Source organism: Sphingopyxis sp. 22461, assembly GCF_052044915.1.
In the GTDB taxonomy this organism is placed as follows: Bacteria; Pseudomonadota; Alphaproteobacteria; order Sphingomonadales; family Sphingomonadaceae; genus Sphingopyxis.
The window spans coordinates 118,277-140,142 of sequence record NZ_JBQENY010000004.1 but is presented as its reverse complement, the minus strand read 5'-3'; the positions used below and the strand labels follow the sequence as shown (position 1 = coordinate 140,142).

26 protein-coding genes are annotated in these 21,866 nt (G+C 68.0%); 22 read left to right on the top strand and 4 right to left on the bottom strand.

The genetic code is table 11. From position 1 onward, the window contains the following. The first annotated feature begins 93 nt into the window (after positions 1-93). The 11 genes from ACTJI5_RS08080 (at position 94) to gp17 (ending at position 8,559) form a co-directional block, all read left to right on the top strand. A complete protein-coding gene (locus ACTJI5_RS08080; RefSeq protein ID WP_440859929.1) occupies positions 94-663 on the top strand; it encodes a hypothetical protein in 570 nt (189 codons plus the stop codon). Beyond that, entirely contained in the window at positions 654-2,021 is a 1,368-nt protein-coding gene (locus ACTJI5_RS08075) for a DNA-packaging protein (protein WP_440859928.1), read from the top strand. Before ACTJI5_RS08080 ends, ACTJI5_RS08075 begins: the two co-directional genes overlap by 10 nt. Positions 2,022-2,633: 612 nt before the next feature. Further along, entirely contained in the window at positions 2,634-3,740 is a 1,107-nt protein-coding gene (locus ACTJI5_RS08070) for a phage portal protein (RefSeq protein ID WP_440859927.1), read from the top strand. 94 nt (positions 3,741-3,834) lie between these two features. Further along, entirely contained in the window at positions 3,835-4,143 is a 309-nt protein-coding gene (locus ACTJI5_RS08065) for a DUF6127 family protein (protein WP_310251284.1), read from the top strand. Then, complete coding sequence (locus tag ACTJI5_RS08060; RefSeq protein ID WP_440859926.1) at positions 4,140-4,589, top strand: HK97 family phage prohead protease; 450 nt, start codon at positions 4,140-4,142, stop codon at positions 4,587-4,589. Before ACTJI5_RS08065 ends, ACTJI5_RS08060 begins: the two co-directional genes overlap by 4 nt. A 5-nt stretch (positions 4,590-4,594) precedes the next feature. Next, the gene (locus ACTJI5_RS08055) at positions 4,595-5,737 is read left to right on the top strand and encodes a phage major capsid protein (protein WP_440859925.1); all 1,143 of its coding nucleotides are present in this window, start codon (positions 4,595-4,597) and stop codon (positions 5,735-5,737) included. Between the two features lie 97 nt (positions 5,738-5,834). Continuing rightward, positions 5,835-7,175 (top strand): tail fiber domain-containing protein, encoded by a 1,341-nt coding sequence (locus ACTJI5_RS08050; protein WP_440859924.1) that lies wholly within the window; start codon positions 5,835-5,837, stop codon positions 7,173-7,175. Further along, positions 7,172-7,327: a hypothetical protein gene (locus ACTJI5_RS08045; RefSeq protein WP_440859923.1), complete on the top strand. Its 156-nt coding sequence runs from the start codon at positions 7,172-7,174 to the stop codon at positions 7,325-7,327. The genes ACTJI5_RS08050 and ACTJI5_RS08045 overlap by 4 nt, the downstream gene beginning before the upstream one ends. A 16-nt stretch (positions 7,328-7,343) precedes the next feature. Continuing rightward, positions 7,344-7,625, top strand: coding sequence for a phage fiber-tail adaptor protein (locus ACTJI5_RS08040; protein WP_310251291.1), 282 nt, complete (start codon positions 7,344-7,346; stop codon positions 7,623-7,625). Continuing rightward, positions 7,625-8,170: a head-tail connector protein gene (locus ACTJI5_RS08035; protein WP_440859922.1), complete on the top strand. Its 546-nt coding sequence runs from the start codon at positions 7,625-7,627 to the stop codon at positions 8,168-8,170. The genes ACTJI5_RS08040 and ACTJI5_RS08035 overlap by 1 nt, the downstream gene beginning before the upstream one ends. Continuing rightward, a complete protein-coding gene (gene gp17 / locus ACTJI5_RS08030) occupies positions 8,167-8,559 on the top strand; it encodes a tail completion protein gp17 (protein WP_440859921.1) in 393 nt (130 codons plus the stop codon). Before ACTJI5_RS08035 ends, gp17 begins: the two co-directional genes overlap by 4 nt. Before the next feature lie 184 nt (positions 8,560-8,743). Here the strand turns inward: gp17 and ACTJI5_RS08025 are convergent, their stop codons facing one another. Continuing rightward, positions 8,744-9,082: a hypothetical protein gene (locus ACTJI5_RS08025; protein ID WP_310251297.1), complete on the bottom strand. Its 339-nt coding sequence runs from the start codon at positions 9,080-9,082 to the stop codon at positions 8,744-8,746. Between the two features lie 47 nt (positions 9,083-9,129). Here ACTJI5_RS08025 and ACTJI5_RS08020 point away from each other — a divergent pair, with 47 nt between their 5' ends. The 11 genes from ACTJI5_RS08020 to ACTJI5_RS07970 all read left to right on the top strand — a co-directional run bounded on the left by ACTJI5_RS08020 (position 9,130) and on the right by ACTJI5_RS07970 (position 18,978). Continuing rightward, positions 9,130-9,537 carry a phage major tail protein, TP901-1 family gene (locus tag ACTJI5_RS08020; protein ID WP_310251299.1) on the top strand — a complete coding sequence of 136 codons (408 nt, stop codon included), beginning with the start codon at positions 9,130-9,132 and terminating at the stop codon, positions 9,535-9,537. Beyond that, positions 9,534-9,845, top strand: coding sequence for a gene transfer agent family protein (locus ACTJI5_RS08015; protein WP_440859920.1), 312 nt, complete (start codon positions 9,534-9,536; stop codon positions 9,843-9,845). The genes ACTJI5_RS08020 and ACTJI5_RS08015 overlap by 4 nt, the downstream gene beginning before the upstream one ends. A gap of 148 nt (positions 9,846-9,993) precedes the next feature. Further along, the gene (locus tag ACTJI5_RS08010) at positions 9,994-10,197 is read left to right on the top strand and encodes a phage tail assembly chaperone (protein ID WP_440859919.1); all 204 of its coding nucleotides are present in this window, start codon (positions 9,994-9,996) and stop codon (positions 10,195-10,197) included. Then, entirely contained in the window at positions 10,190-10,774 is a 585-nt protein-coding gene (locus ACTJI5_RS08005; protein WP_440859918.1) for a tail tape measure protein, read from the top strand. Before ACTJI5_RS08010 ends, ACTJI5_RS08005 begins: the two co-directional genes overlap by 8 nt. Next, positions 10,774-13,113 (top strand): DUF2460 domain-containing protein, encoded by a 2,340-nt coding sequence (locus ACTJI5_RS08000; protein WP_440859917.1) that lies wholly within the window; start codon positions 10,774-10,776, stop codon positions 13,111-13,113. The genes ACTJI5_RS08005 and ACTJI5_RS08000 overlap by 1 nt, the downstream gene beginning before the upstream one ends. After that, a complete protein-coding gene (locus ACTJI5_RS07995; RefSeq protein WP_440860091.1) occupies positions 13,113-13,928 on the top strand; it encodes a DUF2163 domain-containing protein in 816 nt (271 codons plus the stop codon). Before ACTJI5_RS08000 ends, ACTJI5_RS07995 begins: the two co-directional genes overlap by 1 nt. Beyond that, positions 13,921-14,340 carry a peptidoglycan endopeptidase gene (locus tag ACTJI5_RS07990; RefSeq protein ID WP_440859916.1) on the top strand — a complete coding sequence of 140 codons (420 nt, stop codon included), beginning with the start codon at positions 13,921-13,923 and terminating at the stop codon, positions 14,338-14,340. The genes ACTJI5_RS07995 and ACTJI5_RS07990 overlap by 8 nt, the downstream gene beginning before the upstream one ends. Before the next feature lie 73 nt (positions 14,341-14,413). After that, complete coding sequence (locus ACTJI5_RS07985) at positions 14,414-16,591, top strand: phage tail protein (protein WP_440859915.1); 2,178 nt, start codon at positions 14,414-14,416, stop codon at positions 16,589-16,591. 12 nt (positions 16,592-16,603) lie between these two features. Further along, positions 16,604-17,056, top strand: a complete 453-nt coding sequence (locus ACTJI5_RS07980; RefSeq protein WP_440859914.1) for a DUF2793 domain-containing protein — start codon at positions 16,604-16,606, stop codon at positions 17,054-17,056. 130 nt (positions 17,057-17,186) lie between these two features. Continuing rightward, entirely contained in the window at positions 17,187-18,302 is a 1,116-nt protein-coding gene (locus ACTJI5_RS07975) for an OmpA family protein (RefSeq protein ID WP_310251314.1), read from the top strand. Between the two features lie 238 nt (positions 18,303-18,540). After that, a complete protein-coding gene (locus tag ACTJI5_RS07970) occupies positions 18,541-18,978 on the top strand; it encodes an ExbD/TolR family protein (RefSeq protein ID WP_440859913.1) in 438 nt (145 codons plus the stop codon). Positions 18,979-19,000: 22 nt separating this feature from the next. On the opposite strand, the gene ACTJI5_RS07965 is transcribed toward ACTJI5_RS07970, so the two are convergent. The 3 genes from ACTJI5_RS07965 to ACTJI5_RS07955 form a co-directional block, all read right to left on the bottom strand. Then, the gene (locus tag ACTJI5_RS07965; protein ID WP_440859912.1) at positions 19,001-19,537 is read right to left on the bottom strand and encodes a DUF1993 domain-containing protein; all 537 of its coding nucleotides are present in this window, start codon (positions 19,535-19,537) and stop codon (positions 19,001-19,003) included. A 30-nt stretch (positions 19,538-19,567) separates the two neighbouring features. After that, positions 19,568-21,352 (bottom strand): ABC transporter transmembrane domain-containing protein, encoded by a 1,785-nt coding sequence (locus tag ACTJI5_RS07960; RefSeq protein WP_440859911.1) that lies wholly within the window; start codon positions 21,350-21,352, stop codon positions 19,568-19,570. Between the two features lie 146 nt (positions 21,353-21,498). Continuing rightward, positions 21,499-21,756, bottom strand: a complete 258-nt coding sequence (locus ACTJI5_RS07955; protein ID WP_310251321.1) for a YjhX family toxin — start codon at positions 21,754-21,756, stop codon at positions 21,499-21,501. Positions 21,757-21,866: the final 110 nt, after the last annotated feature.

Below are 21,866 nucleotides of genomic sequence, written 5' to 3'. Positions count from 1 at the left end.
AGTGTCACATCATGAAGAATTGCGAGTCGGGCCGGTGCCCCCTTTCGATGCGGAGGGGCGTTCCGGCCCGATTGCTTTTGGAGGCAGGCGACGATGGATGAGGAGATCGGGCCGCAGAATAATGGGCCGTTGCAACGTAAAAGGACAAAGACGAATGGATGGACCAAGGCGCGCCGCGCCGCCTTTCTGGAAGAACTCGCGATGTCTTGTAACGTCCGCCGCGCGCATGCGTCGGCGGAAATGGGATTGGGGAGCGCGTATCGACTGCGGCGGCGTGACCCGCTGTTCGCGCGGCAATGGCAGGAGGCGCTTGAGCTGGGGTATGAGCGGCTCGAACTGGCGCTGGTTCGCCGCGCGCTCGAAGCTGTCGATGAGCTGACGCTCGACGAAGGCAAGGAACCGGTCGAGAAGATGTCTGTCGCGCAGGCTATCGCGCTGCTGCGCCAGCATCGAGCGAGCGTCGAACGCGGCGGGGCCACCGGGCGCCGGTCGCAGCCGCGCGAGATCGCGACGCAGGAAGAAACCGATGCGGTGCTGATCAAGCGGATCGGCATGGTGCTGCGTCAGCGGGCGCTGCGCGCCGAGCGGGGCGGCCCGGCCGCGCTACCATCGCCCGAATACAAGGTCGGCGCGCCCGATGCGCCGGACGGCGCGTGCGGATAACGGCAATCGCGCTCGATGCGACCGACGCGGCGTCACGGCAGATACGGTCCGATGATATTTGGACATGGTGGGCAGAGCTGACCGAGGCCGAGCGGCGATCGGTGCTGCGTCAGTTGAGCGTGGCGCAGAAGCGGGAGCTGGTCCGCCGCTGGTACGGGTTCGAGAATGACGGCCAGCGTGCGCCGCCGGGCGATTGGCGCATCTGGCTGATCCGCGCCGGGCGTGGTTTTGGCAAGACGCGCGCGGGGTCCGAATGGGTGAGCGAGGTTGCGCGGAGCAATGGCGATGCGCGCATCGCGCTGGTCGCGGCGACGCAGGTCGACGGCCAGCGCGTGATGATCGAGGGGCCGAGCGGGCTGCTCGCGGTCGCGCGCGCCGACGAGGAACCGCGCTGGGTGAATGCGCGGCGCGAGCTGCGCTTTTCGAGCGGGGCGGTCGCAACGCTCTATTCGGCCGAGGCGGGCGAGGAACTGCGCGGACCCGAACATCATTTCGCCTGGTGCGACGAGCTGGCGAAATGGCGGCGCGGCGAGGCGGCGTGGGACAATCTGATGATGGGGATGCGGCTTGGCGAACGGCCGCGCGTCGTGGTGACGACGACGCCGCGCGTCAATGCGGCGATGCAGCGGGTACTGGCGGCGCCGGGAAAGGTCGAGACGCTGGGCAAGACGGGCGAGAATCCCTGGCTGCCCGAATTTTTCGTGAGCGCGATGCTCGAAACCTATGGCGGAACGCGGCTGGGGCGGCAGGAGCTTGACGGCGAGATGCTCGAGGATGTCGAGGGCGCACTGTGGACGCGGGTGCTGATCGAGCGGTGCCGGGTCGATTCCGATGCGATCGGCAAGCCGGTGCGTGTCGTGATCGGCGTCGATCCGCCGGCGACGGCGCACGGCGATGCGTGCGGGATCGTGGTGGCGGCGCTGCTGCGCGACGGACGGCTGGCGGTGGTCGAGGATGCGAGCGTCGAGAACCCGCCGCCCGCCGTGTGGGCGCAGGCGGTGGCGGGCGCGGCGGCGCGCTGGGGGGCCGAGCGGGTCGTCGCCGAGAGCAATATGGGCGGTGAAATGGTCGAGGGGACGCTGCGCCAGGCCGAGCTGACGTTGCCGGTGGTGCCGGTGCATGCGAGCGTCGGCAAGGCGCGAAGGGCGGAGCCGGTGGCGCTGGCGTATGAGCGCGGGCAGGTGGTGCATGCGGGGGTGTTTACGGCGCTGGAGGACCAGCTTTGCGGATTGCAGGTGGGTGGCGGTTATGCAGGGCCGGGGCGGTCGCCCGATCGGGCGGATGCGTGCGTGTGGGCGCTGGCGGCTTTGCTGGAGGGGCTACGGAAGGGGCGCGAGCCGGGGGTGCGGCGGGTTTAGCGGTGGGTTGGTCGCTAGATTGAAGCCGCGAGATCAAATTATCCCGACGGGATAATTTTCTTGCGGGCGAAGGTCGGCCTGTGCGAAAGTTTCGTACGGTGAAACCCGAAAGGGTGGTAGCCGCCCTACCCGTTCTGCCTCCGGCTAGAAGTCGAACGAATATTGGTTGGGCCAACGCCGGGTGTGAGTTCTTACGAACTCCATCCGGCCAAGGCGCCAACGCTTATAAGCTCGCACGAATACGCGCTCCATAAGCCATCTCCTTTTTGAAGTGGGATTGAGCCCACACTCCGGAAGGCCTCGTGCCTCCGCGCCGTTCAGAGGCCGCGGTTCCGGTCAAAAAGGTCGGTAGGACGACTACCAACAATCTGGATAAGCGAGCAGGAACAAATAGCCAACCATGAACATGGGCCATTTCCACCCATTGGTCTCGATGGCTGTGAATTGTGTGTGAATAACTCATCCGTTCGCATCGAGCGAAGTCGAGATGCCCATCGGCTTGGCGTTTGCTTTCGGGGTGTCTCGACTTCGCTCGACACGAACGGAGAGAAGAAGATGGCGCTTTGACGCCTTGGGCCTCGGCGTTCGCCGGGGAACATGCAGGAGATCATCATGAACTGGTTTGGCCGCAAGGCCGCGCAGCATCCTGCGCGGCCCGCTTTGTCGCGTGTGTATGGATCGTGGTCGGCGCCTGCGCCACTCAGCTGGGAAGCGCAGGTGAGCGAGGGCTATTTGTCCAATGCGATCGTGCAGCGGGCGGTGCGGTTGGTGGCCGAGGCTGCCGGGTCGGCGCCGCTGGTCGCGAGCGATCCGGCGTTGGCGGCGCTCGTTTCCGCGACGTCGGGCGGGCAGGGGCTCGTTGAGACTCTGGCGTCGCAGTTGCTGCTGCATGGCAATGGCTATGTGCAGATTTTGGCCGATGGCGCGGGGGCGCCGGCGGAGCTGTTTGCGCTGCGGCCCGAGCGGGTGACGGTCGAGGCCGACGCGCGCGGGTGGCCGGTGGCCTATCGGTATAAAGCCGGCGGATCGGGGGTTGTGCTGCCCGCCGAGGATGGCGCGGGGCGGCCCCAGGTGGTGCATGTGAAGGCGCTGCACCCGCTCGACGATCATTATGGCGCGGGGTGCCTGGGGGCGGCTTCGGGGGCGATCGCATCCCACAACGCAGCCGCGCGGTGGAACGCGGCGTTGCTGGAGAATGCGGCGCGGCCTTCGGGGGCGCTGGTGCATGATCCGGGCGACAAGGGGATGCCTTTGTCGGCGGAGCAGGTCGACCGGCTGCGCGAGGAGCTGGCCGAGAGTTTCGCGGGCGGGGCGAATGCGGGGCGGCCGTTGCTGCTCGAGGGCGGATTGCGGTGGCAGGCGCTGTCGCTGTCGCCGGCGGAGATGGATTTCCTGGCGCTGAAAGACAGCAGCGCGCGCGAGATTGCGATGGCGTTCGGGGTGCCGCCGATGCTGCTCGGGCTGCCGGGGGATGCGACCTATGCCAATTATCGCGAAGCCAATCGCGCGCTGTGGCGGCTGACGGTCCTGCCGCTGTGCGCGAAGATATTGGGGGCGGTTTCGCAGGGATTGTCGGGCTGGTTCGAGGGCGCCGAGCTGCGCGTCGATTTGGACAAGGTGCCGGCGCTGGCCGAGGACCGGATGGCGCTGTGGCGCGAGGTGTCGGCGGCGGACTGGCTGAGCGCGGATGAGAAGAAGGCGCTGCTGGGGGTGGGTTAGCCGCCCTCGTCACCCCGGACTTGATCCGGGGTCCATGACTTCGGCGCTGCTGTGGATCCCGGATCAAGTCCGGGATGACGAAGGAGTTACACAAATGGATGAAGAGGAAGCGCTGGCGCGGCTGATCGCGCTGGCGGGGACGAGTGCGCCCGATGCGGCGCTGCTGCGCGCGGTGGTCGAGGAGGCGAGCGAGCTGGGGGCGCGGCGGGCGCTGGCGCGGCTGGGGCTCGCCGACGAGGCGGCGCGCGACGACATGGTCGATCTGCGGCAGCTGCTCGGTGCGTGGCGCGATGCGAAGACGAGCGCGTGGAAGGCAGCGGTCGACTGGGCGGTGCGGTGCGGGCTGGCGCTGCTGGTCGTCGGGCTGGCGATGAAGCTGGGGCTGCCGGGGTTGCTGCGGTGAGGGCGGTTGGTGCCGCTGCCCACCCCCCGGCCCCCTCCCGCAAGCGGGAGGGGGAGGTCAGGTTCGCGGGTTATGCTTCGGTGTTCGACCGGGTCGATCGCGGGGGCGATGTGGTGCGGGCGGGGGCTTTTGCTGCGAGTTTGCGCGAGCGGCGCGCGGTGCCCTTGCTTTGGCAGCATCGGCCGGGGGCGGTGATCGGCGTGATCGAGACATTGGCGGAGGATGCGCGCGGGCTGCGCGTCGTCGCGCGGGTGACGCATCCGACGGCGGCGGCGCTGGTCGCGCGCGGGGCGCTGACGGGATTGTCCTTTGGATATCGGGTGACGGCTTCGCGCGGGAACGGCCCACGCGAATTGCTGGGGCTCGACCTCGCGGAAGTGAGTTTGGTGGCGGCGCCGATGCAGCCGCTCGCGCGAGTGATTGCGGTAAATTTTCAGAAGGAGTGACGGGCATGGATATGGAGATGGAAGTGAAGGCGGATGCGCTCGAGGGGGCGTTCGATGCGGTGCTGGCGGCCGAGGCGGTCGATGAGCTGAAGGCGTCGGTCGCGGCGCTGAAGGCACAGGTCGATGCGCAGACGGTGGCGGCGTCGCGGCTGCCGCTTGACGGGGCGAAGGCGGCCGATCCGGCGCGTGACGCCTTTGTCGAGCGCTACCTGCGCCGCGGGATCGATGCCGGGGTCGAGATGAAGAGCCTGTCGGGGGCGTCGGGCGGCGACGGCGGTTTTGCGGTGCCGCGCGAGATCGACGGCAGCATCGCGGCGACGCTGAAGACGCTGTCGCCGATCCGGTCGATCGCGACGGTCGTGCAGACAGGGACGAGCGGCTATCGCAAGCTGATCGCGACGGGATCGATGGGTGCGGGCTGGGTCGGCGAGACCGCGGCGCGGCCCGAGACCGCGACGCGCAGCTTTGCCGAAATCGCGCCGCCGTCGGGCGAGCTCTACGCCAATCCGGCGGCAAGCCAGGCGATGCTCGACGATGCGATGTTCAACGTCGAGGACTGGCTGGCCGAGCAGCTCGGCCGCGAGTTCGCGGTCGCCGAGGGCAGCGCGTTCGTGGGCGGCAACGGGACGAACCGGCCGAAGGGGTTCCTGACCTATACGACGACGAACGAGATCGACAGCGTGCGGGCGTTCGGGACGCTCCAGCATCTGGCGACGGGGACGGCAGGCGCGTTCCCGGCGTCGAACCCGCAGGACAAGCTGGTCGAGCTGGTCCATTCGCTGAAGGCGCCCTATCGTCAGGGCGCGAGCTGGGTGATGAATTCGGATACGCTGAGCCGCATCCGCAAGTTCAAGACCAGCGACGGCGCCTTCATCTGGCAGCCGGGAATGGTCGAGGGGCAGGCGGCAACGCTGCTGGGTTATCCCGTCGTCGAGGCCGAGGATATGCCCGATGTCGGCGCGAACAGCCTGTCGATCGCGTTCGGCAATTTTCGCGCGGGGTATCTGGTCGCCGACCGCGGCGAGACGCGCATCCTGCGCGATCCGTTCAGCAACAAACCCTTCGTGCATTTCTATGCAACCAAAAGGGTCGGCGGCGCGGTCATCGATTCGCAGGCCATCAAGCTGATGAAATTCGCCGCCAGCTGATCTGCTGGCGCGCGATGGGCGCCCGGCCGGCCCTATCCCTTTCGGGGCGGACCGGGCGCCAATTTCCTCATGACATCAAGAGAAGGATGGCCCCGCCATGCCGACCCAATTTTTCGCCGACCTGGTGCGCGAGACGTGCCAGGACGGCGGCAGCGGACCGCTGACGCCGACCGGCGCGGTCCCCGGGCATCGCCGCTTCGTCGATGCGGTGCCGCCGGGCACGCCATTTCATTATGCCGTCGCGGGCATCGCGCAGCCCCAGCAATGGGAGGTCGGGATGGGCCGGATCGATGGCTCCGGCCGGTTGCAACGCGATGCGGTCGTCGCCTCGTCCGCCGGTAGCGCGCGCGTCGATTTCGCGGCGGGGCTCAAGACGATCGCACTGACGGTTGCCGCCGACTGGTTCGCCGCGAGCGATGCAGGCGCGGCGGGGCTGAGCGACGATGTCGCGGCGCTGGCGAGCGCGCTGGAGGCAAAGCAGCCGCTGTCGACGACGCATGGCGGCGCAGCGACGGGGGCCGACGGCGATCTGATGACCGTCCGGCGCGGCGGCGGCTGGGTCAATATTCCGCTGACGGCGCTGGCGTATCGGAATGCGAGCGGGCGCCACATGCTGAGCGGGGGGCTGGCGGCGCAGGACGGCACCGCGGCGGCCCCCGCGATCGGCTTTGCCGACGACGGCGATTGCGGCCTGTTCCGCCCCGCCCCCGACAGCATCGGCCTTGCCGCCGGCGGGGTGGAGCGGATGCGGATCGCGAGCGGCGGCCTGGTCGGGATCGGCACAGCCAATCCGGCGACACGGCTGGAGATCGCGGGCACGGACCAGATCGTGGCGCGCCTGCGTATCCGCAACAGCGCCGCCGGCGGGCGGGTTTATGACCTGGTGTCGGGCATCCACAATGCGAGCCAGTCCTGCTTTTCCGTCTATGATGCGACGGCCGACACGACATTGCTGGTCGTCGACGGCGCCTTTGTACGGCCCGGCGGCGACAATGCGCAGTCGCTGGGCGTCGGTTTCAATCGATGGTCGGTCATCTTTTCCGCCACCGGCGCCATCAACACATCGGACATGCGCGAAAAGACGTGGCGCAGCGCGGCGAGCGGCGCGGAACTGCAGGCCGCATCGCGCATCGCCGCCGAGCTGGGCTTTTTCCAGTGGAACGATGCGATCGCGAAAAAGGGGCCGGAAGGCGCGCGGCTGCATTTTGGCGTCCGCGCGCAGGCGGTGTGGACGATCATGGCCGACGAAGGCCTGATCGAACCGCTGGACCCCGCCGGACGGCCGGGCGACACGCCCTATGCCTTTCTGTGCTGGGACGCGTGGGCCGATGAGGCGGGTGCGGTGCACGACCGCTTCGGCATCCGCCCCGACCAGCTGGCGCTGTTCCTGATCGCGGCGCAGGAGCGGCGCCTGGCGGCGCTGGAGACGGCGTCGTGATCGCCGGTTCGGCGCTTGCGTCGCGCGCCGTCGGCGACGCTCAGCGGCGCGATTTGCCCAGCGAATGGGGCGGTCCCGAACCCGCCGCAGCCCAGACCGCAGTCCCGGTGGCGCCGGAACCCCGCCGCCGCATGGCGGTTCGCAAGCCCTGACCAGAAAGGAGCGGCCATGACGATGATGGTGAAGGATCCGGGATCACGGATCGATTATGAGTTCGACTGGGGTGCGGCCTATGCCGATGGGCAGGCGGTGCTGGCGAGCGCATGGCTGGTTGTACCGGACGAGGATGGCGGCGTGGCGGTGGCCGCCGCCGCGCACGACCTGACCCGGACGACCGCGACGCTGGCGGGCGGGATCGCCGGCCACGTCTATCGCGTCACCAACCGGGTGACGATGAGCGACGGCCAGATCGACGAACGATCGATGACGGTGCGGGTGGAGGAACGGTGATGGCGGAAAGTCTGACGCCGGGCGATGCCCCGGTGAGCCTGAACGAAGCGCGCGGCTGGTTGCGGCTGGGGGCGACGATCGACGATGCCGTGGTCGCGGGCCTTGTCCGCGCGGCGACCAATATCTGCGAGGCCTTTATCGGGCAGTGGCTGGTCATTCGCGCGGTCGAGGAGCTTTTGCCCTTGAAAAACGGGGTGGGCCAACCCGGGGCACGACCGGTGGTCGGGATCGATGCCGTGACTTTGTTGCTTCCCGGCGGCGACGAGGCGGCGCTGGGCGACGGCGATTACCGGACGACGGTCGGCCGCGACGGGACCGCGCGGGTGACAGTGGGCCACCCGCGCGGCGCGGCGCGGGTGCGCGTCGCCTATCGCGCGGGAATTGCCGAAGGCGCGAACGGAATTCCCGAAGCGATCCGGCAGGGTATCGTCCGGATGACGCAGCATCTGCATGAGGCGCGTGACGGCGCGGGCGCGGCCCCGCCGGCGGCGATCGCGGCGCTGTGGCAGCCGTGGCGGCGGCTGACACTGGGGGGCGGGCAATGACGAGCGCGGAGGGCGCGGTGCGCGCGCGGGCGATCGAGCTGTTGGCGCGCGATGACGCGCTGGCGGCGATGGTCCACGGAATATTCGACGGCACGCCGCCGCGGGTGAGCGCGCCCTATGTAGCGGTCGGTACGGCGGAAGGCGGCGACTGGGGGACCAAGGACCGGGCGGGGCGCGAAATCCGCCTGACGCTGACATTGGTCGGCGTCGACAGCGCGATCGACGACAAGGCCGCGGGGCGCGTCGAGGCGGTCGTCACGGCCCTGCGCGGCCCGGCCGGTGCCTGGTCGGTGGTCGGGGCGCGAACGATCCGCACGCGCTTTACTTTTGCGCGCGACGGCGGCTGGCGCCACGAGCTGATCGTGCGGTGTCGGTGTTTGGCGGGGTGATTGCGGTAGGAACTGACGGATATTGCCATCCAATCCTCCCTGTCGCGTAGCGATGGGGAGGTGGCAGTGGCTTTAGCCGCTGACGGAGGGGCTATTGGCGCTACCGTCGCGGCCCCTCCACCACTCGCTTTGCGAGCGGTCCCCCTCCCCATGGCTTCGCCACAGGGAGGATCAGATCGTTCGTTTACTCGCCGGGCATCGTGTTCGTCGACTTATAGTCCTTGAACTTGTCGGTGAAATTGGCGTGGTAATCGTCGATCTGCATGTCGGCGTCTTCGCCCGCGACCTTTTCGGAATCGCCGCCCGACCGGCCCAGCGCGATCACGGCCTTGCGGAACGCGTCGCGCTCGGTCGCGCAGTTCGATTTCACCTGCATTTCATACTCGGCCTCTTCCATCTTGGCCTCGAGCGCCTTCTTCATGTCGGCGCGCAGGCATTTGGTGAAAGCGGCGCGCGTCGTGTCGACCGTCGCCGAGGGCGACTGCACCATGACGGCCAAAATCAATGTTGTGATCAAAAGCATCCTGCGACTCCCCGTTAGCAGTGTTTTTTCCCAGAGGAGATTAGACGATGGCGATTGAAAATGGGAGCGATTTTCTGCTCAAGATCGGCGACGGCGAAGCGCCGCCGACCTATCGGACGGTCGCGGGCCTGCGCACCACGCAGATGTCGGTCAACGGCGAAGCGGTGAATGTCACGACGAAGGATTCGGGCGGCTGGCGCGAGCTGCTGTCGGGCGCCGGGGTGCGATCGGTTTCGGTGAGCGCGGCGGGCATTTTTACCGGGTCCGACGCCGAGGTGCGGCTGCGCGGTCATGCGCTTTCGGGCGTCATCGACGATTATGAATTGAGCTTTGAAAGCGGCGAACGGATGCGTGGGCGCTTCCTCGTCACGCGGCTCGACTATGCCGGCGATTATAATGGCGAGCGCAATTACACGCTGAACCTGGAATCGAGCGGCGCGGTGGTGAGCCTGTGAGCGCCGCCAACGCGCTGCGCGGCGAAGCGGAATTGCGCGTCGGCGACCATGTGCATGTTCTGCGGCCGAGTTTTGCTGCGTTGGTTGCAGCGGAGGGCGAGCTGGGGCCGCTGTTCGCGCTGGTTGAGCGCGCGGCGGACGGGCGGTTGGGGCTGGGCGAGCTTGCGTGCCTGTTCTGGCATTGCGTGAGGGATCGGCCCGAGACGCTGACGCGCGAGGCGGTCGGCGAGGCGGTCATCGCGCAGGGTCTGGCGTCGGCGACGCCGGCGCTGCGCGTGCTGCTCGGGCAGATTTTGCAGGGGCGGTGATGTGACAAATCGATCCTCCCCGTGCCGCAGGCATGGGGAGGGGGACCATCCGCAGGATGGTGGAGGGGCTGCGGCGTCGCGCCCTCGGCCCCTCCGTCAGCGCTTCGCGCTGCCACCTCCCCATCGCTGCGCGACAGGGAGGATCGATATGTCGCAACTTTGCATAGGGCCTGCAGCGGTGACGCTGGCGGGCGTGATGGCGCGCGTTGCGGGATGGCGGCCCGATGAGTTCTGGACCGCGACGCCGGCCGATGTGCGCGCGGTGCTGGCGGGCTGGGTCGAGGCGGATGCCGAGGCGTCCCTCGACGGTGCGGCGCTGGCGGCGATGATGGAGAGGTTTCCCGATGGGTGACGAGATCGACGAAATGGTGGTCGCGGTGCGCGCCGACACGGGCGCGTTCCGGCGCGACATTGCGGCGCTGCGCGCCGAGCTGGGCGGGCCGCTGGTTGCCGAGGCCGATCAGGCGGGGCGTGCGATCGAGCGGGCGCTGTCGCGCGCGATCGTCAGCGGCAAGATGGGGTTCGAGGATCTGAAGCGGCTCGCGCTGTCGGTGATGGCGGACATCGCAAGGGCGGCGATTTCGAACGGTATCGGCGCGGCGGCGGGCGGGGGCTCAGGTGGTGGCGGGAGCGGCGATTTGCTGTCGCTCGGCACCTCGATCGCGATGGCGCTGTTCGGGGCACCGGGGCGGGCGACCGGCGGGCCAGTGAGCGCCGGCCGCGCCTATCGCGTCGGCGAGCGCGGGCCCGAGCTGTTCGTGCCGACCGCGAGCGGGCGGATCGAGGCCGCGGGTGCCGGTGGGGTACGCAATTTCGCGATCACGGTAAATGTGCGCGGGGAAGCGGGGAGCGAGCCGCAGCGGCTGGCGCAGACGGGGCGGCAACTGGCGCGCGCGGTGCGGCGCGCGGTTGCAGCGGGCGACGATTGATGGGCTGGGCGCTGGTAGCGGCGGCCGAGCCGCATCATCGAAAGGGCTGGCTCAAGCGGTTCGACCCGCGGTTCTGGACGGTCGATTTCGCGCGGCCGATGATGGCGAGCGTGACGAGCGATGTGCCGGGGTCGCTGCGGGTCGAGACGATCTTTTATCGGAAGCAGGATCTGGCGGGGCTGATCTGGGAAGCCGAGGACCGGTGGGATCATCCTTTGCTCGCCTATGAGACGCGCCGCGATTTTCGGCACACGCAGCTCAGATTCCGCTGGCGGTCGGGCGGGGTGAAGCCGCTCGATGCGCTGCACGGGCCGACCTTGACGATCGAGGGGCGCGATGCGGCGGGGGCGCCGCGTGCCTGGTATGTGCGGCTCTGGAACTATGCCGAGGGGACGGCCGAGGATGCCGTCGTCAGCCTTGATTTCGACGCATTGGACGGTGGCTTCCTGCTTCCCGGCGAGGCCGACCCGGTGTGGGCGGGCGACATCGACCGGATGTTCATTTCGCTGGTGCCGCCGACCTATGATGGCGGCGACGGCGTGCTGGGGGCACCGGCCGCTGGCTGGGCCGAGATGAGCGGGATTGTCTGCTCGGGATCGGGCTCGGTGCTGGCGATAGGCGATGTGGTGATGCCCGAATTGGACCCGGCCAAAGGGGGGCTCGGGATCGCGAGCGGCTATGACGACAGCTATCACCTGACCCCGGCGCGGCTGGTGCGGCAGATGGTGCAATTGGGCTATCGCGGCGATGTCGTCCATTATGTCGGGATGAGCCATTATATGCGGCTCGAGGCGGCGGGCGGCGGCTTTTCCGCGAGCGTGGCGGGCGGCGTGCTGAATGCGCCTTGCGCAGCTTGGCATGCGGGTTTTGCGGCGGCGTGTGCGAATGCGGGGCTGGGGGTGATCTGGTCGCTCTCCTACGAGCTGTTCGACGCCTATTGCTGGGACGTGTGGAAGCAGCGGGCGAGCGACGGGTCGCCCGCGCTGACCGGGTGGGAGCCGCCGTCGACCCTGCTGTCGCCGGCGAATGCAGCTGCGATGGGATATTTGCAGCTGGTCGCGCGGGCGTTTGTGGCGATCGGCGCGGCCGCTGGCTTGCCGCTGAAATTCCAGGTCGGCGAGCCTTGGTGGTGGATCGCGAGCGGCGGGCGGATTTGCGCTTATGATGCGGCGACCACGGCGGCTTTGGGGGCGGCAAGCGTTCCGATCGCCGACGTGCGCGGGTCGCTGGGGGCGGCGCAATTGGCGATGCTCGATGCGCTGGGGGTGTTGCTGGCGGGGTCGACTGCCGCTTTGGCTGCGGCGGCGCGCGACGAGGCGGGAGCGGCGGGGCTGGTGAGCCATTTGCTCGTTTACCTGCCGACGGTGCTCGACCCGGCAGCGCCGGCGGTGCGGCGTGCGAATGTGCCGCTGGGGTGGGCGACGCCGGCGTTCGATGTGCTGCAGCTCGAGGACTATGACTGGGTGACCGGCGGGCGCGGGGCGGAGACCGCGGGTGCGCGGGCGGCGATGGTGTTGCGGCTCGGCTATCCGGTTGCAGAACAGCATTATTTTTCGGGCTTCGTGCTCGCGGCCGAGGATCGTGCGCAGTGGGCGGCGATCGCCGATGCGGCCGATGGCGCGCGGCGCGCGGGGGTCGCGCGGACCTTCATCTGGGCGCTGCCGCAGGTGGCGCGCGATGGGTTTGTGGCGTTTGACGGGGAGGATGTTGTGCAGGCTTTCGATGCGGTGGATTTTCCGCTCGCGATCGGGCGCGAGGCGATGGTCGCGACCGAATTTTCGACGCAGATCGTGAGTTCGCCGTCGGGGCACGAGCAGCGGGCGACCGAATGGGCCGAGGCGCGGATGCGCTATGACGCGGGGCCAGGAATCCGGTCCGAGGCCGATGTGCGGGCGCTCGCCGACTTTTTTCGCGCGCGGCGCGGGGCGGCGCGAGCGTTCCGCTTTCGCGATCCCTTCGATAGCAGCTCGGCGGCGGATGGCGGGTTGCCGACCGCGGTCGATCAGATGCTTGGCGTCGGCGATGGTGCGCGGCGGCAGTTTGCTTTGGTGAAGCGCTATGGTGCCGGTGATGCTGAGCAGGTGCGCAGCGTTCGGATGCCGGTCGAGGGCAGCGTGCGCGTGTCGGTCGACGGGCTGGAGACGGCGGCATTTCTGGTGACGGACGAGGGCGAGATTTTGCTCGATGTCGCGCCCGTGCTCGGTGTCGCGGTGCGCGCGGGGTATCTGTTCGACGTGCCGGTGCGCTTTGCCGAAGATCGGCTGGAGGTCAGTCGCGCGACCTTCCTCGCGGGCGAGATGGCGAGCGTGCCGCTGGTCGAGGTGCGCGCGCCGTGGTGATGATGGAAGCGCCGGGCTGGCTGCGCGAAGAGCTGGTGACACTGGCGTGGTGCTGGCGGCTGGCGCGGCGCGACGGGGTTGTGATCGGGCTGACTTCGCACGACCGCGACCTGATGGTTGGCGGGATATTGTACCGTGCGGCGCCGGGGATGAAGCCATCGGCGCTGGAGACGAGCGACAGCCTTGATGTCGCGACGATGGACCTTGAGGGCGCGGTCACGAGCGACGCGATCGCGGCGCGCGATCTCGACGCAGGGCGGTGGGACGGCGCCGAGTTGGAGCTGTTCGTCACCGACTGGAGCGCGGCCGACGTTGCGCCGGTCACGGTGGCGCGGGGGTCGCTGGGGGCGATCGAGCGGCGCGGGCCGGCCTTTGCAGCGGAGTTGCAGGGGGTGACACGGCTGCTCGACCGACCGGTGTGCCCGGCGACCTCGCCATCGTGCCGCGCCATGCTGGGCGACCGGGCGTGCCGGGTCGATCTGGCGCCGCTGACACATGCGAGGCGGGTCGTTGCGGTCGATGGGCGCATGGTGACGCTGGATGCCGCGGCGCCCGGAATGGCGTTCGGCGAACTCCTGTGGATGGAGGGCGCCAATTGCGGATTGGCCAGTCCGGTGATCGCGGTCGAGGCGGCCGTACTGCATCTGGCCGAAGCGCCGTCTTTCGCGGTCGCGGGACCGGTGCGCGTACGGCTCACTGAAGGATGCGACAAGCAGCTTGCGACGTGCCGGGATCGGTTTGCCAACGCTGTCAATTTTCGCGGCGAGGCGCACCTGCCGGGTAATGACCTGCTCACGCGTTATCCCGGTGGATGAGCTGGGACCGCGCGCCTTTGCGGCGGCGCGGACGATGGTCGGGGTGAGGTTCCGGCCGCAGGGCTATGATCCGGCGACGGGGCTCGATTGCGTGGGGCTGGTGTGGGCGGCCTATGCGGCGGCGGGGCGGCGGTTGGCGCGGCCGGTCGGTTACCCGCTGCGGGGCTGGGCGCGGGCTCAGGTCGAAGCGGGATTGGTTCACGCGGGCTTCGTTCCGGTCGTTGGGGATGGGCGCGGTGGCGATGTGATGCTGATCGCCTATCCGGCGGGGCAGTTTCATCTCGGCCTGATGGGGCTGGATCGGCTGGTGCATGCGCATGCCGGGCTGCGGCGGGTGGTCGAGACGCCAATCTCTGGACTGGATGGCGTCGCGTGCTGGCGGCTGGAGCAATGCCCTCCCCGCTGCGACTAGGCAGCGAGCTGCCAAGTCTCGCTGCCCCTCCCGCAAGCGGGAGGGGAGGAATATTCTTTTCGGGAGCAGATTGATGGCAACGTTGGTGCTGACGGTGGTCGGCGGGATTGTCGGGGGTCCGGTGGGGGCCGCGATCGGGGCTGCGGTGGGCCAGCAGATCGACGCACAGATTTTCAAACCCAAGGGGCGCGAAGGGCCGCGGCTTGCCGATCTGAAGATTCAGGCGTCGACCTATGGCCAGCAGATCCCGCAGCTGTTCGGGACGATGCGCGTCGCAGGGAGCGTGATCTGGGCCACCGACCTGATCGAACGGCGGAACAAGCGCGGCGGGGGCAAGGGGCGGCCGTCGACGACCGAATATAGCTATGCCGTGTCGCTGGCGGTCGCGCTGTCGTCGCGGCCGATCCGCAGGATCGGACGGATATGGGCCGACGGAAATCTGCTGCGCGGGTCGAGCGGGACGTTCCAGGAGCGGTGCATCTTTCGCTGGCATAACGGCAGCGAGGACCAGGCGGTCGATCCGCTGATCGCATCGGCGCTGGGCATCGCGTCGGTGAGTGCGTTTCGGGGGTGCGCCTATGCGGTGTTCGAAGAGCTTGAGCTCGGCACGTTCGGCAATCGGATTCCGTCCCTGACCTTCGAAGTGGAGGCCGACGCCGCGGGCATCGACGCCGGGATGGTCGGTAACAGCCTGTTCGGTGAAACCGCGCGCTGCGACGGCGAATGGCCTTTTACGGGCTATGCCGCATCGGGAGACCGGTTGCGCGACGCGCTCGCGCCGCTGTTCGAGGCGGACGGCGTGCGGCTGCTCAGCGGGCCGGACGGATGGCGGCTGGCGCCGACGGCTGCGGCCGGGGAACCGCTGGCGCTGGCCGATTTCCGCGAGGCGAGGCGGGGCGATGCACCGGGCGACCGGACCGAGCATCGCCGCGCGCCGCTGTCATCGCTGCCGGGGACGATCCGGCTGCGGCACTATGAACCCGAACGCGATTATCAGCTCGGCCAGCAGACGAGCCAGGTTGCCGGCGGCGGCGTCCGCGAGGAACGGATCGATTTACCCGCGGTGCTGCCGGCGACGTCGGCGCGGGCGCTGGCGCAGCGGCTTGCCGCCGCCGCGGCGGACGGGCGCGAAACTTTGGTGTGGCGGGCCGATCTTGCGGCGCTGGCGTTGACCGTCGGGCATGTCATTGCACTGGCCGACGGGAGCCGCTGGCGGCTGGCGGGAAGGACGGTTCGCGGGAGCGACATCTTGCTCGAACTCAGGCGCCACGCGCCGCTTCCCGCGGCCGATCTTCCCGCAGAACCCGGCGTTCCGGTCCGTGCGCCCGATTGGCCTGATGCCATCGGCACGGTCCGCCTGTTCGACCTTCCCAATATGGGCAGTCCGGCGGCGTCGGCGCCGCGATTATTGGTCGCCGGTGCCGGCAGTAACGATGGTTGGCGCGGCGCCGATTGCTGGCTCGTCGCATCGGCCGGTGCCGAACCGATCCCGGTCGGCGCGGTGCGTCCGGCGGCCGCGCTGGGCCAGCTTGCCCTGCCGCTGGCCGCGGGAAGCGATTGCCTGTTCGACCTTTTGAACAGCGTCGAGGTTCAGCTGGTCAATCCGGCGATGACGTTGGAATCGGTAAGCGACGCGGCGTTGCTGGGCGGCGCGAACCGGGCGATGGTCGATGGCGAATTGCTGCAATTCGGCATTGCCGAAGTTGTCGGATCCGGGCGCTGGCGCCTGTCGCGATTGCTGCGCGGGCGGGCCGGCACCGAGAGGGAAATGACGCATGCGGCCGGGGCGTCCTTTGTCCTGCTTGACGATCCGGCGCTGTTGACACTGCCCGAGGCGCTTGCGGGATCGGCGGAGGGCGGCGCGGCGACCCTCGAATGGGCTCCGCGGGGCGGGACGACGCTGGCCGAGGTTGATGTGCCGGCGACCGGCCGGGCGCTGCGGCCGCTGACGCCGGTACACGGGCAGGTCCGGGCCGACGGTGCGGGCGGCGTGACGATCGGTTGGGTTCGACGCAGCCGCGCCGACGCGGGGTGGCGCGACCATGTCGACCAGCCACTTGGCGAAAGTCATGAGGCGTGGCGCATTGCGCTGTCGCCGCCCGTTCCGGGAATCGGGCCGTGGGAAAGCGCATCGCCGACGCTGGATATTGGTGCCGCCGAGCTGGCGGCGCTGCCGCCCGGTTGCACGATCGAGATCCGGCAGGCGGGGGATTTCGCACTGTCCTCGCCCCTGTCTTTACCATTGACATAAAAGGATAAAACCATGACCGTCATGCCATCCACGCCGCGCTTCGCGTTACCGTTACTTGGCGTAGCGCAGGCGCAGAAAGAGGTAACGCACAACGAAGCTTTGACGCTGCTCGACGCGTTGGTCCACGCGGCCGTCGAGGCCGGACCGCTCGCCGCGCCGCCCGCGGGACCTGTCGAGGGGCAATGCTGGATCGTCGGTGCGGCGCCGACGGGTCCCTGGGCGGGGCAGGCAAATGCGATCGCGATCCGGACCGGGGGCGGATGGCGATTTGCGCCGCCGCGTGAGGGGATGCGGGCGACGCGGCTCACCGACGGCGCGCAGCTTCGCTTCGTGGGCGGCGCATGGGCCGCGCCGGCGACGGTGGGGGCGCCTTCGGGCGGGTCGATAATCGATTCCGAAGCGCGTAACGCGATCTCCACACTGATTCTTCACCTCGCCGCGCAGGGTCTTCTGATCTCAGGCTGATTTTCGGTTCTTTGACATAAGAAGTGCGACTTTTTGGCAACAGATTGACGATTTGTTCACTTGCACGGAACCAAAGCGGCGAGTAGGACGTCTGCCGAGACGTATATCTCAATTTGAAAGGGGAATTACTATGAGGAAGCTTGCCGTCGCTGTGGCGTTGGCCTCCACCACCCTGGCGTCGCCCGTCCTGGCGCGCGACAACTCCTGGTATGTTGGTGTTGGTGCTGGCGCAATGCTCGTCGAAGACCTGGATCTCGACATTGGCACTTTCAACAATGCCGGTTCGCTCGACCATCGCGCTGGCTATGACGTCGAAGGCACCGTCGGTTATGACTTCGGCGGTTTCCGCGCGGAAGTCGAAGTCGGCTTCCGTGAAGCTGACATCAAGTCGGGCCGCTTCGCGACCCCGGGCATTCCGCAGTCGGTTAACGGCGCTGGCGCGCTCGCTACCGGTTCGTTTGACCTCGCTGGCGATACGAACGCGCTGAGCTTCATGGTCAACGGCATGCTCGACTTCGGCGACGACGACGGCCTTCAGGGCTTTGTCGGCGGTGGTGCCGGTGTCGCGCGCGTTTCGGTCGAGCCGGTCTTTGCCGGTAACTTCCTCGACGATTCGGACACGGGCTTTGCCTGGCAGGCGATCGCGGGTGTCCGCGCTCCGCTGACCGACAGCATCGACGTTGGCCTGAAGTATCGCTTCTTCAACGCCGACAAGATCGATCTGGTCGACCAGCGCGGTCGCGACGTTTCGACGCGCTTCCGTTCGCACTCGATCCTCGGCACGCTGACGTTCAACTTCGGTGGCGCACCGGAGCCGGTGGTGGCACCGCCGCCCCCGCCCCCGCCGCCCCCGCCGCCCCCGCCGCCTCCGCCGCCGCCGCCGGTCGTGGAATGCGCACCGGGACCGTATATCGTGTACTTCGACTGGGATAAGTCGGACATCACGCCGGAAGCGGCTTCGACGCTCGACAACGCGATCAGCGCCTACAACCGTGGTTGCACGGGTACGCAGGTCATGCTCGCCGGTCACGCTGACCGTTCGGGTTCGGCCAAGTACAACGTCGGCCTGTCGGAACGTCGCAACACCGCGGTTCGCAGCTATCTCACCGCTCGCGGTATCTCGGATGGCTCGATCAGCGCGCAGGGCTTCGGCGAAAGCCGCCCGGCCGTTGCAACCGCCGATGGCGTCCGCAACGACCAGAACCGTCGCGTGGAAATCACTTACGGTCCGAACTCGGGCATGTAAGACCGGTTTCCGCTCCCGACTGGGACGGAACGAAAAAGAAGGGCGGTGCCGAAAGGTGCCGCCCTTTCTTTATGCGTGCTTTGTGCGGCAGTAATCGTCCGCTGCTCATTTTCCAGTTTCTGCTTGCTCGGCGCGTATTATGATATACCATCACTCAGGGGCGCAGGATGGTCTTGGGTCCTCGATGAGGGGGTGGTGCCCGTCAAGCGCGGTGCGTCTCCCCAGCGGGAGAGAGACGATGCGCAATCGCAGCAGGTTTCATCGCAGCATTTTTCGCGCCGACCCCAATGGCGATCCCGATATCAACACCACGCCGCTGATCGACGTGATGCTGGTGATGCTGGTGATGTTCATCATCACCATCCCCCCGCCGACGCACAGCGTCGATGTCACACTGCCGATCGGACCGGATATTCCGGGCAAGGTGCTGGACGAGAATCGTGTCACCATCGATACGAGCGACGTGATCCGCTGGAATGACGAAGCGGTCGACCTTGCCGAGCTGGGGGTGCTGGTGAAAGTCGCGGCCGAACGTCCCGAGCCCGCAGCCATCCTGCTCGAACCTGAAGCGCGGGCGCGCTACTTGCGCGTCGACGAAGCCATTGGAGCGATCCGGCGCAATGGCGGGTCGAAGCTCGCCTTTCCGGGAATCCAGAATTACGCCAGTCTGATCTGAGTCTTGGCGGGTTCCCGCTGTCTCAGGCGGCGGGAGCCGTTCCGGGCCGGAGATAGCGCATCATATAGCTGACATAGTCGGCCTTGCCGAGCGGCACGCCCATGTGGCGCATCACCGTATAGGCCGCGGTGCGATGGAAGGCGAATTGCGGCTGTGCCCAGTCGCGGACATAGTCGAAGGCGCGCATGTCGAAGATCATGCCGTTGGGCAGCGGGAAGCTGACCGCGCGATCGAGGTCGGTGCCGAGCGCGGCTGGATCGACCGCGTCGAGGACCGCGAGCGTCGCCGCGATCTGCTCCTGCATTCCGGCGAAATCGACCGCGTCTTCGGCGAATTCTGGGACTTCGGCGTCGGCGAGGCGGACCAGCGGCTGGAGCGCCTGGACGCAAGTAAAGCGAACCTGCGAGGCGAGCGGGAACATGTCGGGCGCGAGGCGCGCGACCGCGAACTGCAATTCGCCGATGCCGTTTTCCTCACCCCATACGCGCGCCCGCGAAAGCTCGCCCGACAGCGCTCTCAGGCCATTTTGCCAGGCGGGTACGGTGAGGTCGTAGAGCATCGTCATTTCCTTCGATCGATCGAACTTGGGTCAGGCGGCGGCAAGATTGTCCTGGAACTGGAGCCGCGCGAGGCGGGCGTAGAGGCCGTCGGCGGCGACGAGCTCGTCGTGCTTGCCCTCTTCGACGATGCGGCCGTCGTCCATGACGACGATGCGGTCGGCGGCGCGGACGGTCGCGAGACGGTGCGCGATGACGATCGTCGTGCGGTCGTGCATCAGCGTCTCGAGCGCGTCCTGCACGAGCTTTTCGGATTCGGCGTCGAGCGCCGAGGTCGCTTCGTCGAGGAGCAGCAGCGGGGCGCGGCGGAGCAGCGCGCGCGCGATCGCGACGCGCTGGCGCTGGCCGCCCGAAAGCCGCGCGCCGCCTTCGCCCATGAAAGTGTCGAGCCCGTCAGGCAGCTTGCGCAGGAATTCCTCGGCATTGGCGGCGCGTGCGGCGTCCCAGAGTTCTTCGTCGGTCGCGTCCCAATTGCCGTAGCGAAGATTGTCGCGCGCCGAGGCGGCGAAGATCACTGTTTCCTGCGGCACCATCGCGATACGCGCGCGGATGTCGGCGGGGTCGGCTTCGGTGAGCGCGACGCCGTCGAGGCGGATCTGCCCACCCTGCGGGTCATAGAAGCGCTCGGCGAGCTGGAAGAGCGTCGACTTGCCGGCGCCCGAGGGGCCGACGATCGCGACGGTCTCGCGCGGGCGGATCGCAAGGCTGAAATCATGGAGCGCTGGGGCGTCGGGGCGGGTCGGATAGTGGAATTCGACATGATCGAATTCGAGCGTACCGACGGGCGGTGCGGGGAAGGGGCGCGGTTTTGCGGGCGGCGCGATGCTCGCCTCGGCATTGAGCAATTCGCTGAGCCGCTCGGCCGCTCCGGCGGCGCGAAGCAGGTCGCCATAAACTTCGGTAAGGGCACCGAACGCGCCCGCGACGAGCCCGCCCGTCAGCACGAAGGCGGCGATCGTGCCGCCGGTGATCGTGCCCGCGGCGACGCCCGCCGCGCCGTACCAGAGCAAGGTCGTGATCGCGCCAAAGAGCAGGCCGATGACGATCGCGGTCATCGTCGCGCGCAGCTGGATGCGGCGCTTGGCGGTCGCGAAATTCGCCTCGACCGCGGTCGTGAAGCGATCAGCCTCGCGCGCTTCCTGCCCGAATGCCTGGACGATCTTCATCGCGCCCAATTGCTCGGCGGTGGTCGCGCCGATGTCGGCGACGCGGTCCTGGCTCGACCGCGAGACATTCTGGAGCTTTCGGCCGAGCAGCACGATCGGCATGATGATCACCGGAATACCGAGCAGGATGCCGCCGGTGAGCTTGGGCGATAGGGTGAAGAGATAGGCGATGCCGCCGATACCCATCACGGTGTTGCGCAGTGCGACCGAGACGGTGGTGCCGACCGTCTGTTCGATGACCGAGGTGTCCGATGTCATGCGCGAGGCGATTTCCGACGGGCGGTTTTCCTCGAAGAAACCCGGGGCGAGGCGCAGCAGGTTGCGCTGCACCGCCTGGCGGATGTCGGCGACGGTGCGCTCACCCAGCCAGCTGACGAAATAGAAGCGCAGCGCGGTGGCGACCGCGAGGACGATGACGATGAGATAGAAGAAGCGGAAATGGGGGCTCACGTCGCCGCCGCCGGCGACGAAGCCGCTGTCGATCATTTCCTTGAATTGATAGGGGATCGCGAGCGTCGCGAGCGCGGCGACGCCGAGTGCGACCGCGGCAATGACCAGTTGCAGCGGATAGCGACTGGCATAGTGCCAGATCATACGCAGGCTGCCGAGCTTGCGGCGGGGCGTGTCGGATTTGTCGGATGTGGTCGCCATGGACGACGGCCCTAGCAGCCCCGCCGATGCCGCTCAACGCCGCAGAATGACACATGGCTTCAAGCGCTTTGAAGCGGGACGATATGGTCGCTCCGAAAAGGGAGCGCGGCGGCGTGCACCGCGCTCCGATCGTCAACGCCCGATCGTCACCGGTTGTCGAGCTGCGCGCGTACCGCGCGGAGACCCGCCTGCGTGATGCGATATGGCGCGCCATTCTGCGAACCGATGAAACCGCGCCGCCGCAGGCGGTTGAACAAGGGCAGGCCGGTATCGGCGAGGACGTGGCCATCGCGGGTGAAGCACAAGGCTTCGACGATATGGCCATTTTCGCCGCGCCGATGGCGGATCATGCCGCCCTGCGCCAGCACATGGAGCATACGCTGCTCCGCTTTCGAAATATTCATGGGATTATCCGGGATTTTCAAGCAACAAAGGCGCGCGGACCCGCTGGTCCGCACGCTGCGCACATCCCGATTACGCCGGGATGTTAGCGGTTGCCCGCAATCTCAGACAT

Excerpts from the sequence above, each read along its gene's own strand:
- ACTJI5_RS08080 (WP_440859929.1), top strand. The coding sequence starts at position 94 with ATGGATGAGGAGATCGGGCCGCAGAATAATGGGCCGTTGCAACGTAAA.
- ACTJI5_RS08070 (WP_440859927.1), top strand. The coding sequence starts at position 2,634 with ATGAACTGGTTTGGCCGCAAGGCCGCGCAGCATCCTGCGCGGCCCGCT.
- ACTJI5_RS08065 (WP_310251284.1), top strand. The coding sequence starts at position 3,835 with ATGGATGAAGAGGAAGCGCTGGCGCGGCTGATCGCGCTGGCGGGGACG.
- ACTJI5_RS08055 (WP_440859925.1), top strand. The coding sequence starts at position 4,595 with ATGGATATGGAGATGGAAGTGAAGGCGGATGCGCTCGAGGGGGCGTTC.
- ACTJI5_RS08050 (WP_440859924.1), top strand. The coding sequence starts at position 5,835 with ATGCCGACCCAATTTTTCGCCGACCTGGTGCGCGAGACGTGCCAGGAC.
- ACTJI5_RS08040 (WP_310251291.1), top strand. The coding sequence starts at position 7,344 with ATGACGATGATGGTGAAGGATCCGGGATCACGGATCGATTATGAGTTC.
- ACTJI5_RS08035 (WP_440859922.1), top strand. The coding sequence starts at position 7,625 with ATGGCGGAAAGTCTGACGCCGGGCGATGCCCCGGTGAGCCTGAACGAA.
- gp17 (WP_440859921.1), top strand. The coding sequence starts at position 8,167 with ATGACGAGCGCGGAGGGCGCGGTGCGCGCGCGGGCGATCGAGCTGTTG.
- ACTJI5_RS08025 (WP_310251297.1), bottom strand. The coding sequence starts at position 9,082 with ATGCTTTTGATCACAACATTGATTTTGGCCGTCATGGTGCAGTCGCCC.
- ACTJI5_RS08020 (WP_310251299.1), top strand. The coding sequence starts at position 9,130 with ATGGCGATTGAAAATGGGAGCGATTTTCTGCTCAAGATCGGCGACGGC.
- ACTJI5_RS08010 (WP_440859919.1), top strand. The coding sequence starts at position 9,994 with ATGTCGCAACTTTGCATAGGGCCTGCAGCGGTGACGCTGGCGGGCGTG.
- ACTJI5_RS08005 (WP_440859918.1), top strand. The coding sequence starts at position 10,190 with ATGGGTGACGAGATCGACGAAATGGTGGTCGCGGTGCGCGCCGACACG.
- ACTJI5_RS08000 (WP_440859917.1), top strand. The coding sequence starts at position 10,774 with ATGGGCTGGGCGCTGGTAGCGGCGGCCGAGCCGCATCATCGAAAGGGC.
- ACTJI5_RS07995 (WP_440860091.1), top strand. The coding sequence starts at position 13,113 with ATGATGGAAGCGCCGGGCTGGCTGCGCGAAGAGCTGGTGACACTGGCG.
- ACTJI5_RS07985 (WP_440859915.1), top strand. The coding sequence starts at position 14,414 with ATGGCAACGTTGGTGCTGACGGTGGTCGGCGGGATTGTCGGGGGTCCG.
- ACTJI5_RS07980 (WP_440859914.1), top strand. The coding sequence starts at position 16,604 with ATGACCGTCATGCCATCCACGCCGCGCTTCGCGTTACCGTTACTTGGC.
- ACTJI5_RS07975 (WP_310251314.1), top strand. The coding sequence starts at position 17,187 with ATGAGGAAGCTTGCCGTCGCTGTGGCGTTGGCCTCCACCACCCTGGCG.
- ACTJI5_RS07970 (WP_440859913.1), top strand. The coding sequence starts at position 18,541 with ATGCGCAATCGCAGCAGGTTTCATCGCAGCATTTTTCGCGCCGACCCC.
- ACTJI5_RS07965 (WP_440859912.1), bottom strand. The coding sequence starts at position 19,537 with ATGCTCTACGACCTCACCGTACCCGCCTGGCAAAATGGCCTGAGAGCG.
- ACTJI5_RS07960 (WP_440859911.1), bottom strand. The coding sequence starts at position 21,352 with ATGGCGACCACATCCGACAAATCCGACACGCCCCGCCGCAAGCTCGGC.
- ACTJI5_RS07955 (WP_310251321.1), bottom strand. The coding sequence starts at position 21,756 with ATGAATATTTCGAAAGCGGAGCAGCGTATGCTCCATGTGCTGGCGCAG.